This is a genomic window from Streptomyces jumonjinensis, assembly GCF_009600885.1.
GTDB lineage: Bacteria > Actinomycetota > Actinomycetes > Streptomycetales > Streptomycetaceae > Streptomyces > Streptomyces jumonjinensis.
The window spans coordinates 30,873-46,744 of the sequence record NZ_VCLA01000130.1; the positions used below are offsets into that span (position 1 = coordinate 30,873).

Annotated in this window: 16 protein-coding genes; 9 read left to right on the plus strand and 7 right to left on the minus strand. The window is 72.6% G+C overall.

The genetic code is table 11. The annotated features are described in order from the left end of the window. Positions 1-93 precede the first annotated feature (93 nt). The 3 genes from FF041_RS15345 to hutI all read left to right on the plus strand — a co-directional run bounded on the left by FF041_RS15345 (position 94) and on the right by hutI (position 3,827). The gene (locus FF041_RS15345; RefSeq protein WP_153523350.1) at positions 94-552 is read left to right on the plus strand and encodes an NUDIX domain-containing protein; all 459 of its coding nucleotides are present in this window, start codon (positions 94-96) and stop codon (positions 550-552) included. 222 nt (positions 553-774) lie between these two features. Beyond that, the gene (locus FF041_RS15350; protein ID WP_153523351.1) at positions 775-2,499 is read left to right on the plus strand and encodes a glycosyltransferase family 39 protein; all 1,725 of its coding nucleotides are present in this window, start codon (positions 775-777) and stop codon (positions 2,497-2,499) included. 155 nt (positions 2,500-2,654) lie between these two features. After that, a complete protein-coding gene (gene hutI, locus FF041_RS15355; RefSeq protein WP_153523352.1) occupies positions 2,655-3,827 on the plus strand; it encodes an imidazolonepropionase in 1,173 nt (390 codons plus the stop codon). A 92-nt stretch (positions 3,828-3,919) separates the two neighbouring features. Here hutI and FF041_RS15360 read toward each other — a convergent pair whose 3' ends face one another. Continuing rightward, a complete protein-coding gene (locus FF041_RS15360) occupies positions 3,920-5,173 on the minus strand; it encodes a cytochrome P450 family protein (RefSeq protein WP_153523353.1) in 1,254 nt (417 codons plus the stop codon). Between the two features lie 22 nt (positions 5,174-5,195). Between FF041_RS15360 and FF041_RS15365 the strand changes: the two genes are divergently transcribed. Next, positions 5,196-5,366, plus strand: a complete 171-nt coding sequence (locus tag FF041_RS15365) for a hypothetical protein (RefSeq protein ID WP_153523354.1) — start codon at positions 5,196-5,198, stop codon at positions 5,364-5,366. Here FF041_RS15365 and FF041_RS15370 read toward each other — a convergent pair. The 6 genes from FF041_RS15370 to FF041_RS15395 form a co-directional block, all read right to left on the minus strand. After that, on the minus strand, positions 5,363-6,646 hold the full coding sequence (locus tag FF041_RS15370; RefSeq protein WP_153523355.1) for a cytochrome P450: 1,284 nt from the start codon (positions 6,644-6,646) through the stop codon (positions 5,363-5,365). The genes FF041_RS15365 and FF041_RS15370 overlap by 4 nt on opposite strands. Then, the gene (locus FF041_RS15375) at positions 6,643-7,398 is read right to left on the minus strand and encodes a GTP-binding protein (protein ID WP_153523356.1); all 756 of its coding nucleotides are present in this window, start codon (positions 7,396-7,398) and stop codon (positions 6,643-6,645) included. Before FF041_RS15375 ends, FF041_RS15370 begins: the two co-directional genes overlap by 4 nt. Further along, positions 7,376-7,735 carry a DUF742 domain-containing protein gene (locus FF041_RS15380; RefSeq protein ID WP_153483563.1) on the minus strand — a complete coding sequence of 120 codons (360 nt, stop codon included), beginning with the start codon at positions 7,733-7,735 and terminating at the stop codon, positions 7,376-7,378. The genes FF041_RS15375 and FF041_RS15380 overlap by 23 nt, the downstream gene beginning before the upstream one ends. Then, positions 7,732-8,178, minus strand: a complete 447-nt coding sequence (locus FF041_RS15385; RefSeq protein WP_153523357.1) for a roadblock/LC7 domain-containing protein — start codon at positions 8,176-8,178, stop codon at positions 7,732-7,734. The genes FF041_RS15380 and FF041_RS15385 overlap by 4 nt, the downstream gene beginning before the upstream one ends. Beyond that, entirely contained in the window at positions 8,175-10,016 is a 1,842-nt protein-coding gene (locus tag FF041_RS15390) for an ATP-binding protein (RefSeq protein WP_228388232.1), read from the minus strand. Before FF041_RS15390 ends, FF041_RS15385 begins: the two co-directional genes overlap by 4 nt. A 397-nt stretch (positions 10,017-10,413) precedes the next feature. Further along, positions 10,414-11,406 (minus strand): RNA polymerase sigma factor SigF, encoded by a 993-nt coding sequence (locus FF041_RS15395; RefSeq protein WP_153523358.1) that lies wholly within the window; start codon positions 11,404-11,406, stop codon positions 10,414-10,416. A 314-nt stretch (positions 11,407-11,720) separates the two neighbouring features. Between FF041_RS15395 and FF041_RS15400 the strand changes: the two genes are divergently transcribed. The 5 genes from FF041_RS15400 (at position 11,721) to FF041_RS15420 (ending at position 15,842) form a co-directional block, all read left to right on the plus strand. Beyond that, positions 11,721-12,089, plus strand: a complete 369-nt coding sequence (locus FF041_RS15400) for an STAS domain-containing protein (RefSeq protein ID WP_153523359.1) — start codon at positions 11,721-11,723, stop codon at positions 12,087-12,089. Positions 12,090-12,391: 302 nt separating this feature from the next. Continuing rightward, a complete protein-coding gene (locus tag FF041_RS15405) occupies positions 12,392-12,883 on the plus strand; it encodes an ATP-binding protein (RefSeq protein ID WP_153523360.1) in 492 nt (163 codons plus the stop codon). A 234-nt stretch (positions 12,884-13,117) separates the two neighbouring features. Next, positions 13,118-13,870 (plus strand): peptidase, encoded by a 753-nt coding sequence (locus tag FF041_RS15410; protein ID WP_323391897.1) that lies wholly within the window; start codon positions 13,118-13,120, stop codon positions 13,868-13,870. Positions 13,871-13,872: 2 nt separating this feature from the next. Next, a complete protein-coding gene (locus tag FF041_RS15415; RefSeq protein WP_153523361.1) occupies positions 13,873-14,775 on the plus strand; it encodes a COG1470 family protein in 903 nt (300 codons plus the stop codon). Then, complete coding sequence (locus FF041_RS15420; RefSeq protein ID WP_323391898.1) at positions 14,769-15,842, plus strand: hypothetical protein; 1,074 nt, start codon at positions 14,769-14,771, stop codon at positions 15,840-15,842. The genes FF041_RS15415 and FF041_RS15420 overlap by 7 nt, the downstream gene beginning before the upstream one ends. Positions 15,843-15,872: the final 30 nt, after the last annotated feature.

Below are 15,872 nucleotides of genomic sequence, written 5' to 3' on the forward strand. Positions count from 1 at the left end.
CCCGGTCAACCGTCCGCCGTCCCCATCCGTCATCGTGGGCGTCCAGCACCGCACTTCGCGGCCCGCGCCCACCCCGGAGAGGCACGACACGACATGAAGCGGCTCATCGCCCGGATCTGGCTGGGCCTGCGAGGCTCCCTCCAGTGGCGGATCCTCTGGCTCGCACACGCCAAGTTCATGGTCGGGGTGACCGGTGTCGTCCGGGACGAGCGGGGGCGGGTGCTGCTGCTGCGCCACCGGCTCTGGTCGCCGAGGCACCCCTGGGGGCTGCCCACCGGATGCGCCGTCAAGGGGGAGCGGTTCGAGGAGACGGTGGTGCGGGAGGTGAAGGAGGAGACCGGTCTCGATGTGCGGACCGGCGCTCTGGTGCATCTCGGAAGCGGCTACCGGCTCCGGGTCGAGGTCGCCTATGAGGCGGAGTACGTCGGCGGCGTCCTGGCGCTCGATCCGCTGGAGATCCTGGAGGCGCGCTGGTGCTCGCCGGACGATCTCCCGGACGGGCTCCAGGAGCTGCACCGCCGGCTGATCCTGGACTCCCACTCGCCCGACTGAATTCCGGGCGACGGCCCGGCGGCCATTAGGCCCGACGGCCCGACGGCCATTCGGAATGGGCCTCACAGATCTGCGAAGGGGCGGTTGCCGATCTCCGGTCAAGGCCCCGGTACACTCTCCAGGCCGTCGGCCCGGCCGTTGATCGCCGGTCGATATCCGAAGTACTCACAGATCGCCAAGGTCGCCCCGCGGGCATGGCCGACAGGAAATGGGGCCACCGAAATGCCCGCCCAACGCGCGGAATCCGAGAGCCCCGGAGCGATACCCGGGAAGCGCCGCCGGATCATCGTCGTCACGGCGTGCGCGCTCACCGCGGCGGCCGTATTGCAGCAGCTTCTCATCGTCCTCGGCCACGGCCGTCTGCTGCCGGGCTGGCAGCCCTGGCCCTTTCTCCTCGGCGCGGCCCCGGCCTGGCTGGCGATACGCCCCTGGTGGGCCCGGGCCGAAGTGCCCGCCCGCTGCGCGCGGATCGTCCGGAGCGTCCGGCGGGTCCCCGCTCCGCTCTGGCCGGCGGCCGTGCTGCTGCTGGCCGCCGGGGCCTGGGCCTGGCTTCAGGACAAGGAGCCGTACATCGGCCATGAGGAGGCCGTCTACGCCAATAAGGCCCGCTCCTGGTGGAACGGCCTGCCCGACGCGGGCTGGGGCGTCTACCGCCCGGTGGGTCTGCCCTGGCTGGGCCGGATCGCCCTGGAGATCCACCCCGATGTCGGCGCGCTGCGGACGGTGGCCCTCGCGCTCACCCTCTTCACCCTCGCCACCGTCTATCTCGTCGCCGCACGCTGGCTCTCGCCGCGCCGCGCGGTCGTGGTGGTGCTCGTCGTGCTCAGCGGACTCGGATTTCTGCGCAGAGTGCCCGAATTCCTCAATGACATAGGAGCCACCGGACTTCTTCTCTGGGTGATATTCCTCCTGGTGAGAGCGCAGGAGAACAGAGACGGCAAAGCCTTGCTGCTCGTCCCGTTCATCGCTCTCGCGGCCTTTTATCTCCGCTATGGCGTCGTGGGAAATCTGCTGGCCATCGCGGTTTCCGCGCTTATCGCCTACGGACCCCGGGCCTGGCTCGCCAGAGGAAGGCAACTCGCCATCGCGGGCGGGGTGCTGTGCGCCGGACTCCTGCCGCACTTCCTGTACGCGACGGCGACCACCGGATCGCCCCTCGGAATCATCTTCTTCGCCACGGACCAGGCCGAACGCCTCTTCATCGGCGACGGCTTGCTCTACTATCTGGCCATTTTCCCGTATCGCCTCGCCGGTGACCTCGGCGCCGTCGTCATGACGGCCGGGCTGGTCGTCGCGGGAGCCGCCGCTCGCCGCCTCTGGCGCTCCCGCAGGCCCGTGCCGGGGGCCGGGGCCGCGCCCGGGGCCGCGCCGGTCCGCGACGACGACCGGCGCCATGTCTTCCTCGGCTCCTCCGCCGTACTGATCTGCGTGGTCCTGGGCCTGGCCACGGACGGCGAGCCGCGTTTCGTCTACGCACCGGTCGTCCTGCTCACCATCCTCGGCGTCGGCGGGCTCGCCCGCGCGGCCCGCGCCTGGACCCCGGTGGTGCTCGGCTGCGTCGCGGCCCTGTCGGCGCTGACCGTGCTCGGCTCGGCCCAGGTCATAGCCCATGGCGCGATGGCGGCCCCGAACCTGCTCAAGAAATCCACCGTCCCCGTGGCGCTGGAGCTGAGGTCCGAGCGGCCCTGCCTGCTCGTCACCGGATACGAACCTGATCTGGGCTGGTACTCCGGCTGCGACGCCGTCACCTACGGCCAGTTCCGCGAGCTCTCCCCGCCGCGCGGCACGGACATCAGCTTCGTACTCTTCGAGAAGGGGCGGCTCCAGCCCAGTGCCGGGGAGCTGGAACGGCTGATAGGCGACCGCCGGACCAGCAGCCGAACCATCCCCGCCGAGGGCTCGATCGGCGACGCCACGGTGATCACGCTCCACCGCGGCGCGTCCTGACGGGCCGGGTGGCGGCGGGAACGGACCGGTCGGCGCTGGGGAACGGACCGGTCGGCACCAGCGGAACGGAACGGGCCGGGCGGCGTCCGACGAGCCCGGCGGTGTTGGCAGACTCTCCGCAGCATCGGGCGAGCAGAATCCGGCGAGAGGACCCCATGACCAGCACCCTCATCACCAATATCGCGACCCTCGTCACCAACGACCCCGCTCACGGCGACGGCGCCCCCCTCGGCCTCATCGAGTCCGCCGCCCTGGTCATCGACGGCGATCGCGTCGTCTGGACCGGCCGCGCCCAGGACGCCCCCGCCGCCGACACCGTCCACGACGCCGCGGGCCGCGCCGCCATCCCCGGCTTTGTGGACTCCCACTCCCATCTGCTCTTCGGCGGCGACCGCACCGCGGAGTTCAACGCCCGGATGTCCGGGCGGCCCTATGAAGCCGGCGGCATCCGCACCACGGTCGCCGCCACCCGCGCCGCGTCCGACGCCGCGCTCGAAGCCAACCTCGTCCGCTATCTCGACGAGGCGCTGCGCCAGGGCACCACCACCTTCGAGACCAAGTCGGGGTACGGGCTCACCGTCCACGACGAGGCCCGCGCGCTGGAGATCGCCGCACGCCACACCGACGAGGTCACCTATCTGGGGGCGCATATCGTCTCCCCCGACTACGCCGACGACCCGGCCGCCTACGTCGGACTCGTCACCGGCGAGATGCTCGACGCCTGTGCGCCCCATGCCCGCTGGGTCGACGTCTTCTGCGAGCGGGGCGCCTTCGACGGCGACCAGGCCCGCGCCGTCCTCACCGCCGGGAAGGCGAAGGGACTGATCCCCCGGGTCCACGCCAACCAGCTCGGCCACGGCCCGGGGGTGCTGCTCGCCGTCGAGCTGGAGGCCGCGAGCGCCGACCACTGCACCCATCTGACCGACGCCGACGTGGACGCCCTCGCGAGCGGGAGCACGGTCGCGACCCTGCTCCCCGGCGCGGAGTTCTCCACCCGCGCCCCCTGGCCCGACGCCCGGCGGCTGCTGGACGCGGGGGCGACCGTCGCCCTCTCCACGGACTGCAACCCGGGGTCGTCGTTCACCTCCTCGATGCCGTTCTGCGTCGCCCTCGCCGTACGCGACATGGGGATGACCCCGGACGAGGCGGTCTGGGCGGCGACCGCGGGCGGGGCGGCGGCCCTGCGGCGTACGGACATCGGGCGCATCGCCCCCGGGGCCCGCGCCGACATCGTCCTGCTGGACGCGCCCAGCCCGGTCCATCTGGCCTACCGTCCGGGGGTCCCGCTGGTGAGCGACGTCTGGCGGCACGGCCGCAAGTGCCGCTGACGCGCCGCCGCCGGAGCGGAGCGACCCTCGTCCGAGGGCCGCTCCGCCCGATGTGAGGCCCGGTCAGCTCACCGCCTCAGCCCTGGAGCCCGTCAGCTCACCGCCTCAGCCCTGGAGCCGGTCAGCCGCACCGGCAGCTCCTCCACGGTGTTGCCGACGAAGCTGGGGTGCCGTGGCAGCTCCGCCTCCGGAAGCGCGAGATCCAGATCCGGGAAGCGGGTGAAGAGGGCCTCCAGCGCGATCGCCCCCTCCATCCGCGCCAGCGGAGCGCCCAGACAGAAGTGCGGGCCGTGCCCCAGCGACAGATGGCGGGCCCCGCCCTGCCGGGTCACATCGAAGCGGTCCGCGTCCGGGCCGTGCGCCGACGGGTCGCGTCCGGCCGCCGCGTACCCCGCGAGCACCGGTGTCCCCTGGGGTATCACGGTGCCGTCCACGGTGATGTCCCGCAGGGGATAGCGGAAGGGGAAGTAGTTGGTCGGGGAGTCCCAGCGCAGCGTCTCCTCGACCACGTCCGCCCAGCTCGCCGTACCTGAGCGGACCGCCGCCAGCTGGTCGCGGTGGCCGCACAGCGCCCGTACCGCGTTGTTGATCAGACTCAGCGTGGTCTCATGGCCCGCGATGATCAGCAGCAGCATGGTGCCGATGAGCTCCTCCTGGCTGAGCCGGTCGCCGTCCTCGTCGCGGACCGCGATCAGCGCGCTGGTCAGATCGTCGCCCGGCCGCCGCGCCCGCTCGGCCGCGATGGCCGCCAGGACCTGCGGCATCTCCAGATTGGCGGCGATCGCCTCCTCATGGCTGGTGGTGGTTTTGACTAATTCCTGCGACAGATGGTGCAGCCGGTCCCGGTACTCGGAGTCCACTCCGAGCAGCTCGCAGATCACCCGCATCGGCAGCGGCATCGCGAAGTGGGCGCGCAGATCGACGATCCCGTCGCCCGCCCGCGCCGCCTCGGCCAGGATGTCGAGCTGCCCGGCGGTCATCTCCTCGATCCGTGGTCGCAGCCCCTCCACCCGGCGCGGGGTGAACGCCCTGGCCGCCAGCGACCGCAGTCTGCGGTGCCGGTCGCCGTCCGTCGTCAGCATCCCGGGGACGGTGGCGAAGGCCATCAGCGGCCAGCCGTCGGGTATCAGCCCCTCCCGCAGCGCGGTGAAGTGCTGAGGCTCCTTGCCGACATCGGGGTGGGAGAGAAACTCCTTGAGGGCCTCGTGTCTCAGGACCATCTTTCCCGGGATGTCCCCGGGTAGCACCACATCGGTCACGGCCCCCCGAGCGAGCAGCTGTGCGTTGGCGGCGTGCGGACAGCTGCCCTCGGGGTCCGGGCGGTACGGAGGCGTGGCAGGGTTCAACTCGGTTCTCCTGACTGCGAACGTGACGACGGACGACTGCTGGATGAGCGCGAACGGCGGTACGAGTGCGGTACGTGAGCTGTACGAGTACGAACGGGCGGTACGTGAGCTGTACGAGTGCGAACGGCGGTACACGAGCGGTACGCGAGCGGTGCGCGCCCCGAGGCGTGCCGAGCCGGGCGAATGGTTTTAGGACACCCCAGCCCCCGCCGCCCGCTCCATGATGCTCGGCAACTGCGGTTCGGAGAAGCGCACCGGCAGCGCCGCGAGTCCCTTGTCCCAGGGCGACCTCACCCACGCCAGCTCCGACTCCGGCACCGCCAGCTCCAGATCCGGCAGCCGGTGGCGGATGGTGTCCACGGCGGTACGGGTGATCAGCCGGGCCGGATCCTGCGCCGGGCAGCTGTGCGGCCCCGCGCCGAACGCCAGATGGGAACGGTTGCCGACCACCGGAACGCCGTCCTCCGGCAGCACCCCGGGATCCCGGTTGGCCCCCGCGATCCCCAGCAGCAGCATGTCCCCGGCCCGGATCCGCTGCCCGCCGAAGTCCAGATCGCGGGTGGCGTACCGGGCCGGCACGTTCTGCCCCGGCGGATGCCGCCACAGCACCAGATCCAGCGCGTCGTCCACGCTGAGATGCCCCACCGTCAGCGAGGAGCGGAAGGCCGGGTCGCAGAGGAGCACCCGCAGCGTGCTGGAGATCCAGTTGACGGTGTTCTGCTGGCCCGTGACGAACATGACCGCCAGATTGTGCAGCACCTCCTCGTCCGTGAGGCCCGCCGGATGACGCAGCAGCGCCGAGGTGATGTCCTCTCCCGGCCGCTCCCGCTTCTCCTTGATCAGCGCCAGCAGGACGGCGTTCATCCGCTGCCCCGCGTTGACCGAGTCCGCGTTGGCGATGACCACGCCGTTGATCGCGTGCGCCATGTGCTGCCCGGTGCGCTCGTCCAGACCGAGCAGTTCGATGATCACCTGCACGGGCAGCTTCCGGGCGTAGTGCGGCACGAGATCGGCCTCGCGCCGGCCGGCGAACGACGCGATCAGCCGCTCGGCCGCCGCTCGGACGCTGCGCCGCAGCTCATGGCCGTTGATCTGGGCGAGCGCCTCGGACACGGCCGTACGCATCCGGCGGTGCTGCTGCCCGTCGGCGAAGAGCAGCGCGGGCCGCCAGCCGATGATCGGCATGATGGGCGAGTCGGGCGGCACCCGGCCCTCGCGCAGCAGCGTCCAGCGGCGCGGATCGTGGGAGAAGTCCTGCTCCTCACGGGTGAGCCGGAGCAGCTCGCGATGGCCGATCACCAGCCAGGCGTCGATGCCGGGGGCGATGGTCACCGGGGCCACCGGACCATGGGCCCGGCGCAGCCGCTCGTACAGCTCGGGCATGGCGTCGCCGTCGAGCTCCGGCCCGTACAGCGCGGTCGCGGCCGGACCGCGCGCGCCGCGATGCGAGGGCGTGGGCGAGGCCGAGGTCATGAGGACTCCGTGACGGCCGTGTTGACGGTTGTGTTGACGGCCCGCGGGGGTGCCGGCCACGACGGGCCGGGCCGGGGGTCGGCCGCCGTGTCGATCAGATGGCCGAGCAGTGCGATCAGCGCGCGGACCGAGGACCGCATGTCCCGTGCGTCGCACTCCACCAGCGGTGTCCCGGGCAGCAGATCGAGCGCCGCCCGCAGCTCGTCCTCCGCGTACCGGGGGCTGCCGGGGAAGGTGTTGACCGCGACCGCGAACGGCAGCCCGAGGTCCTCCAGATTGCCCAGCGCGTCGAAGGACGCCGCCAGATCGCGGGTGTCGACCAGGGCCAGCGCGCCCAGCGCGCCCTTGGCGAGGTCCCGCCAGGCGGGCAGGAAGCGCTGCTGGCCCGGTGTCCCGAAGAGATAGAGCACCAGGGCGCCGTCGATGGTGATCCGGCCGAAGTCCAGGGCGACGGTGGTGGTGGTCTTGCCGGGGGTCAGCACCGTGTCGACGCCGGCTCCCGCGCGGGTCATCACCGCCTCGGTGGAGAGCGGTTCGATCTCCGAGACGGTGCCGATGAGCGTGGTCTTGCCGACCCCGAGCGGGCCGACGATCAGCAGCTTGGCCGCGCCCGTGACTCCGGGGCTGACGTACTTTCCGGACTCGCCGCCCGCTCCGGGAGCGGCCGGGGCGGCAGGAGCGGGCGGCGACGCGTGCGCGTCCGGATGTCCCGACGCCCGGTCCGGGTCGTCAGAGACGGCTTTCGAGGCCATGGAGGACCTTTCTGAGCATGGTCACATCGGTGTGTTCGGCCGGCGCGATGGGCGGGCGGATCACGATCAGCCCCCAATCGACGAGATCGCTGAGCAGCACCTGGACGACCGAGGGAGGCTGGCCGAGATGCGCGGCCACCTCGGCGACCGACAGCAGACCCTGGCAGTGGGTCAGGATCTTGTGGTGTTCCGGCTGGAGGGACGGCGGAAACGCGGCGTCGGTCGCCATCACCAGGGTCTCCCAGGCCAGCGGCTCCCTGCCGGTGTCCGAGCGTCCTCTGGTGATCACATACGGGCGTACCGCCGACGGCGTCCGGCCCTCCGGACGGTCCGTCATGAGGAGTCGGTCACCGGATCCCTCGGCTGACTGCTCAGATGCGCGCCGATCTTCGCGACCAGCAGCTGCATCTGCTGGGCGACCAGGCCGACATCGGCCTCGGTGTCCGTGGCGACCCCCAGATGCGCTCCGACGCCCGCGTGGGTGAAGAGGACGAATCCATGGTCGGACTCCAGCATCAGCTGACGCACTCCAGCGCCCCGGCCGAAGAAGAGGGCGGCGGTGGAACGCCCCGTCATGTTCATCGCCGCGCAGGCGGCGGAGAGCGCCTCCGCCTCGGCGACGCTGAGCGAGGCGACCGGCCCGGTGAGATTCCCGGCGGAGAGATGGCCGAGCCGCAGCCCGTCCTCGGAGACCACCACCGCGTGCCGCACGCCGGGGATCTCGGTCAGCGGGCGGAGCATCCAGCCCAGGTCGGGAAGTCTGGTGATGATCCCGGTCATGACCGGCCTCCAGAGTGTGCTTCGGGTGCGATGGGGTGGGTCGCCGGGGCGGGCTCCGCGCCGGGGGAGTCCGCCACGGCCGCCCGGCCGCGGCGGGTGCCGGACACCACGCTGGCGACCGATGCCCGCGCGGCCTCGGGGGTCCAGACGGACCGGTCGGCGGGGAGGTCCGGGGCGGCGGGCGGCGGGGGTTGCAGGGCCATCTGGGCGGCGGCTTCCAGGGCCGCGCCCCGGCGGCTGCGTCTGCGGGGCAGCGCGGCGTGCGTCCCGGTGGGGCCGGGCGTCCGGGGCGTGCCGTCCTGCCCGTCCGCCGTGGGGGCGGTGGGGTGCGGGGCGGCTCCGCCGGGCTCGTACGAAGCGGGCGAGGCGGCTCCCCAGTAGCCCGCGCACCGCGCCGGTTCCTGGTACGCGGCCGAGTGCTGCGGCGCGTCCGGATAGGCGGCCGGGGACGGCACGACGCCCCGGTATCCGCCGTTCCCGTTCTGCTGCTGCTGCTCGCCGTTCCCGGGCCCGGTCTGGTGGTCCGCGAGCCGTGTGCGGTCGTACGCATCCGTGCCCGGCCCGTCGTACGCATCCGTGCCCCGGCGGCCCGCCGTGACCGGGGCCGTCTCCGCGTACGCCCCCCGGCCCTCCCGGTATCCGTCCGGGTCCGTCCCGTATCCGTCCGGGTCCGTCCCGTACCCCTCCGGGGCCCGCTCGCCCTTCACCGGCCGGCGGCCCGGGAAGTGCGACAGCGGCTCCGTCAGCAGCCGGTACGGAACGAACGTCACCGCCCGCGTCCCCCCGTACGCCGAAGCCCCCGTCAGCTCGACGCCGAACCCCAGCTCCCTCGTCCAGCGGCCCACGCACGCCAGCCCCAGCCGGGGTACCGCGCCCAGCTCCGCCAGGTCCAGTTCGTCGCGGAGCCGGGCCGTCGACTGGCGCAGCACATCCGGCGGCATGCCGAGCCCGGCGTCGTCGATCTCCACCACCGCCCCCGCGCCCACCTCGCGCACGGTGACCATGACCTGGGTGCGCGAGGGCGAGAACACCGTGGCGTTCTCCAGGAGTTCGGCGATGGCGTGCATCAGCCCCTCGACGGCGGGCGGCACCACGTAGAGGGTCTGTCCGCCGTGCACCTCGATCCGGTTGAACTCCACGATCCGCGACTGCGCTCCCCGGACGCAGTCGTAGAGCGAGACCGGCTGGGTCTCCCGGCGGGCGGGCCAGATCCCGCACATCACCAGCAGCGTCTGCGCCTTACGGGTCATCTGCGCGGCGGCGTGGTCGGCCTTCATCACCTCGGCCATCAGCCGGGGATCCTCGATGGCGCGCTCCACCCGGTCGAGCACCTGCTGCTGGACCGTGGCCATCGCGTGCATATTGCGGGCGACGGACTCGAACGCGGCCTGTACGGAGTCCCGCAGCACCCGCTCCCGGCGCACCGCCTCGTCGGAGCCCAGGGCCTCGGCGATCGCGGCCAGGTCCCGGGCGAACTCGTCGCCGGTGTCGGCGGACGGCGCGAGGGGTCCGGGCACGGAGTCCGGCCGGCGCCCCGAGCGCAGCCGCTCGGCGATCGCGGGCAGCCGTACGGAGGCGAGATGGGCCACTTCGGCGGCTCTGGCGTCCGCCGTGCGGCGGACGGTCTCGCGGCCGGCGCGCTCGGCGCGGACCAGCCGCAGCAGCGTGGCCGCCCACACCAGGGCGAGCGCCGCCACGGCCGCGCACGCCCAGGCGAGTATCTGCCGCCAGTCGGCCGGGGTGTGGTGGTCCGCGAACAGAGCGGCCCCGGCGACGGCGGCCAGCGCGGTCGCCGGGGCCCACAGCGAGGTCCCGGGTCCGCCGCGGTTCCGGCTCATCACGAGCGCCCGGAGCGGCTCGACCCGGTGTGCGAGGAGACCACGACGTAGACCACGACCACGAAGACCGAGCCTTTCAGGAGGACTTGCACCATGCCCGCGCCCCGGGGAACCGGGGGATGTGCCCGACTCCCGAGGGGAGACCGGGAGCACTGCTGAATCCTACGATCAACGGACCGGCTTCGAATGTCGGTTGGCGAAGTCGCGCCGGATTGCCGCCGCGCTCATCGGGCGTACGCACCAGGTCCGAACTGTCACTCGAACCTCATGCGCATCCCGTTCCCCCGCTCTCCCCTGCTCTTCCCGAACGGGGCGCGAACGGGTCGCGAACGGGTCGCGAACGGGTCGCGAACGGGTCGCGAACGGAACGGAGTTCACGACCGCCGCCGGCGCTGACTCACTCCTCCGCCGTCAGCCCCTTCCGCAGCTTGACCAGGGTGCGGGAGAGCAGCCGGGACACATGCATCTGGGAGATCCCCAGCTCCTCGCCGATGTCCGACTGGGTCATACCGGCCACGAAGCGGAGGGAGAGGATCCTGCGGTCCCGTGCGGGCAGACCCGCGATCAGCGGCTTGAGGGACTCGATGTACTCGATGCCCTCCAGGCCGTGGTCCTCGTAGCCGATCCGGTCCGCGAGCGCGCCGCCCTCGGAGTCGTCGCCGTCGTTCTCGGCGCCCGCGTCGAGGGAGCTGGCGGTGTACGCGTTGCTCGCGGCCATGCCCTCGACGACTTCGTCCTCGCCGATGCCGAGATGCCCGGCCAGCTCGCCGACCGTGGGCGAGCGGTCCAGCCGCTGGGAGAGCTCGTCACCGGCCTTGGCCAGTTCGATGCGGAGTTCCTGGAGTCTGCGCGGCACCCGGACCGACCAGCTGGTGTCCCGGAAGAAGCGCTTGATCTCGCCGATGACGGTGGGCATCGCGAAGGTGGGGAACTCGACGCCCCTGCTGAGCTCGAAGCGGTCGATCGCCTTGATCAGGCCGATCGTGCCGACCTGGACGATGTCCTCCATCGGCTCGCTGCGGGTGCGGAAGCGGGAGGCGGCGAATCTGACGAGCGTGAGATTGAGCTCGACGAGGGTGTTCCGTACATAGGAGTGCTCGTGGGTGCCCTCGTCGAGGTCCGCGAGCCGGGCGAAGAGCGTCTTCGAGAGCGCCCGGGAGTCCATCGGCCCGAGCTCGCCGAAGGGCGGGATCACGGGGAGGTCCGCCGGGCCCCGGAGGCTCGGGCGGCCGTCGGCGTCAGTGTCTTTGGCGTCTCTGGCGTCTCTGGCGTCTCCGGCGGCCTCAGCGGCCTCAGCGGCCTCGGTGGCCGGACGCGGACGGGGGGCCGGGCAGGGGCGCCGGGACGCGTCGGCGCCGACAGCGGGGGCGGGGTCCAGCCGGGGTGACATGGGTCTCCTCCAGCGTTCTCGGCGTATGGCCGCCGAAGCCGTGTCATCGCGCTGCGGTGAGCGGCGCCTCCAAAGCCGGTCGTGGGTGAGCGGTGTTGCTTCGTTCCCTACCCGCCCTACCCGCTCCCCCCGGTTCGTTGCAAATCGCATTTGCCCGAAATGAGGCTTTCATTGGGGAGTTGTGGTGGCCCGTCCGCGTGAAGAAGGCGTAGTGTTTCCCGGAAGTCACGGTGGCAGCCGCAGGGATGATCACACTGGGCGCGTCGCACCGGACACGTCACACCAGGCGTACGACACGGCGAAGAGGGACGGGCATGGACCGCGGGACGGTCGGCAGCGCGAATCGAGGCCGGCTTCTGGTCGAGGTTCGGGCCGAGGGCCACAGCGAAGTGGTGAAACCGGCCGGTGAGCTGGATCACCATACGGCGGACACCCTGAGCCGCCCTCTGGAGGACGCGCTCGTCCGGGGGCGTTCCCGTCTGGTCATCGACTGCTCGCGGCTGGAGTTCTGCGACTCGACCGGACTCAATGTCCTGCTGGCCGCCCGGCTCAAGGCCGAGGCCGCCGGGGGAGGCGTCCATCTGGCCGGGCTGCTGCCCGTGGTGGCGCGAGTCCTGGAGATCACCGGGGCCGAGGCGGTCTTCACCGTCCATCGGTCTCTGGATGAGGCTCTCGCCGACTGAGCGGATACCCCTGGGGCGGCTGGGACATTCCGCTGCGGGCGTAGTGAGTGTTGTCACCCCATGCGAGGGCAGGAGACTCCCTGTGGAGCGCGTGCGGGGGCCGGTGGTCCGGCACTCTGATATGTGAGTGACACGTACATGCAGTGCGAGCGGTACGAGCGGTACGAGCGGTACGAGCGGTGAACGTGAGCGTGCGGCGTACGCGTGTGAACGCCGGCGTCACGGTGCCGTCGGGGCGCGGTGCCGCGGCGGTGACGTGGTGATGGAATGACGAACTGGTGAATCGGTGAGGTGAAGCGCTGATGAGCACCACCCGGCGGCAGCAGCCGGGCGACCTCGGCCCCGAGCCGGATGGCGTCGTCGGCGTCCCTCCAGGGACCTCAGCGGGGCACGCGCGCCGCCTTGCCCTGAACGGCGCCAGCGGCATCGTCCCGCTCGCCCGGGACTTCACCCGCCAGGCGCTGTACGACTGGGGCTGGCTGCCCGCCGCCTCGGCCGACCGCAGGGCCGCGGCCGAGGATGTGCTGCTGGTCGTCTCCGAACTGGTCACCAACGCCTGTCTGCACGCGGAGGGCCCCGATGAGCTGACGGTCGTCTGCGACGGCAAGGTGCTCCGGCTGGAGGTCTCCGACCGCGGCGCGGGCCAGCCCGCGCCGCGCACCCCGCACCGCGCGGGACGGCCCGGCGGGCACGGCATGTTTATCGTGCAGCGGCTCTGCCTCGACTGGGGGGTCGTCAGAGTGCCCGGAGCGCCGGGTAAGACGGTGTGGGCGGAGCTGGCGGCCCCGGCGTGATCGCCGGGGCCGCGCCCCGTCCCGCACCAGCCCGCACCGCACCACACCACACCGGCCCGGCCGTCCGGCCGGATGCGAATCTCTTGTAGAGCACGTCAACAAGGCGTGCTCTTCGTCTTCCCTCTCCAGGGCCCCGGGCGTACCTTGAACGCCGATCTGATGAGTCGTCAGTAAGCGTCGTCCGGCGGGGCTTCCAGCCGGTCGCGACGGCGTGCGGCAAGAGGGGAACTCCAGGTGAGGTACCAGAAACGGACAGCTCTCGCGCTCGCGGCAGCGGTGGCGGGCCCGGTGGTGCTGATCGCCGCCCCGGCCGCCGAGGCCGCCGTCGTGGACGTCAAGTACCGCTGTGAGACCCCGATCGGCGTCAAGACCGCGGTCTCGCCGATCGCCATCGAGTCGGTGAAGAGCGGCAGCTCCTACAAGCTGACGATGTCCTTCCGGAAAGGGGTCTCCTCCAGCCCGGTGGAGCTGGGCAAGGGCGCGATGAAGCCCAGCGCGAAGATCGTGCTGGGCGGGGCGGAGTCCGGCTCGGTCGCGGTCTCGGGCGAGCCGAACGCGGAGGCGATCCCGCCGAACACCCCCATCAAGATCAGCGACCTGTCGGGGACCTACACCCCGGCGAAGAGCGGGAAGGTCACCTTCACCGCCGGGGTGCTGACCATCAAGGCGCTCGGCACGACGACGACCTGCACCCCGACGAACAGCCCGAAGCCGTCGCTGGAACTGGAGGTCACCGCGTCCGGCTCCTCCGGATCATCCAGCTCTTCGGGCTCTTCGGGCTCTTCGGGCTCTTCGAGTTCCTCCGGCTCCGGTTCCTCCGGTTCCAGCGGTTCCTCTGGTTCCTCCGGTTCCAGCGGAGAGCTGCCCAAGACCGGACCGCTGGACTCCGCGGTGGCGCTCGGCACCCTCGGCGGCACGGTGCTGCTCTCCGGCGCGGTGGGCGTCCTCTGGCTGACCAGGCGCGGCGGCCGGCGGGCCGCGGGCTGACCATGGCGGCCCCGGCACGCCTGACGGCGACGCTCATGGCGGTGCTCTGTACGGCGACGGCGATGGCGACGGCGACGGCGACGGCGATGGCGTACCCGGGCGGCCATGCCGTGGCGGCCACACCACCGCCCGGCCCGGCATGGACCGTCGACGGCGGCGACCGGCCGTATCTCTACGCACAGGGCGAGCCCGGCGCCGTACTGGAGGACGAGCTCCAGGTGACGAACCCCGGCGCCCGCCCGCTGACGGTACGGCTGCGCCCGGCCACGACCACGGCCACGGGCGGGGCCGCGCCGGGCCGGCCACGGGGCGCGGCGGCCTGGATCACCCTCGCCGCCGAGAGGGTCACGGTCCCGCCGCGCACCCGGGCGAAGGTCCCCTTCTCCATCACCGTCCCCCCGGCCACGCCGCCCGGCGACCACCCGGCGGCCGTGACCGCGTCGGCGGGCGGCCGGGAGGCGTCCGTCCGCGTCCATCTGCGGGTCAGCGGCCCGGCGGTGGCGGCGCTCACGGTCGAGGACGTCTCGGTCTCGGCCGGCGCGGTCCGCTACACGCTGGTGAACCGCGGCAGTACGGTCCTGAGGCCCCGGGTGACGATCACCGCGGACGGGCTCTTCGGAGAGGCGCTGCGCCGCACCCCGCGCTCCCTCCCGGCGGAGCTGCCGCCCGCGCGGCGGGTCGCGCTCACGGAGAAGTGGACCGATCCGCCGGTGCTGGACGCGGTGGAGGTACGCGTCGTCGCGTCGGCCGAGGGGCCCCGGCGGGTCCGGGCGAGCGGCACGGCGTCGGAGGTCTTCGTCCCCTGGCCGCCTCTCGCGGTCCTCACCGGGCTGTCGGCGGTCGCCGCCGTGGCGCTGTGGTCGCGCCGCCGCCGGGCCCGGCCGCCCGTGGAGGGAGCGTGCTGAGGTACGGATACGGAGCCGGGCGGGCGTCCTTCTCGGCGTACGGCGCGCTGGCGGTTCTGGCGGCGCTGTTCGCGCTGCTCCTTCCGCAGCCGGCCGCTCCGGCGTTCGCCGCCGACGGCGACGGGCCCGGGGTCGAGCTCTCCCGGCAGCGGGCGGAGCGGGGCGGAGAGATCACCGTCAGCGGAAGCGGCTGGCGGCCCCGGGCGCTGCTGATGATCCTCGTCTGCGGGCAGAACATGATCGGCGGCACCGACGCCTGCGCCAACTCCGAGGGCCGCGCCGTCACCGCCGGCGCCGGGGGCTCGTTCAGCGGAAAGCTCCCCGTGGCCGCGCCGCCGAAGCCCTGCCCCTGTGTGGTGCATGTGGCGACCGTCACCGGCGAGCGGGCCGCGAAGGACGTCCCCTTCACCGTCGCGGGCCACCCCACCGCACCGCTGCCGGACTCCGGCGGCCGGGGCCGGCTCGCGGTCCTCGCCGCCACCCGGCTCGAAGGCGATGACGGGGTCCTCGTCTTCTTCGGGGCCCCGCCCTCCCGGCGGCTCGTCTTCACCGTGGGCAATCTGGGCGCTGCCACCGTCGAGGACCCCGTCTTCAGGGTCGGCGTCGCCCATGGGCTCTACGCCCCCCGATGGGAGGAGCGGCGGTGGCGCGGGACGCTCAAGCCCGGAGAGAAGGCGCTGGTCAAGCTGGATGTGGAGCTGCCACCCGGGGCACATGGCGACTATGAGGTCTCGGTGGAGTACGGGAGGAAGCCGATGGTGTCGCAGCCCTGGGACGTGGGCCGGCCCTGGGGTGTCACGATCTTCTGGATTCTGCTCGCCGTCGTCGTCCCGGCGGCGGTGTTCCGTATCGGCATGGCGATCGTCGACCGCGTCCGCCCGCCGGGCCGCCACCGCGTTACCCGGCGGCACTCCGGCGGCCCAGCCGGCCCGGAAGACGACGTACCCGGCCCGGAGGGCGGCGTACCCGGCCCGGAAGACAGCGCCACCGCCCCGGCGGCGCTGCCGTGGTTCACCCCCGACCCCGCCCCGCGAAGGCCCCGCCCCAGTGCGGAGGAGCACCCCTGAGCAGCGCCCGAAGCGGCGCGCGGCAGAGAC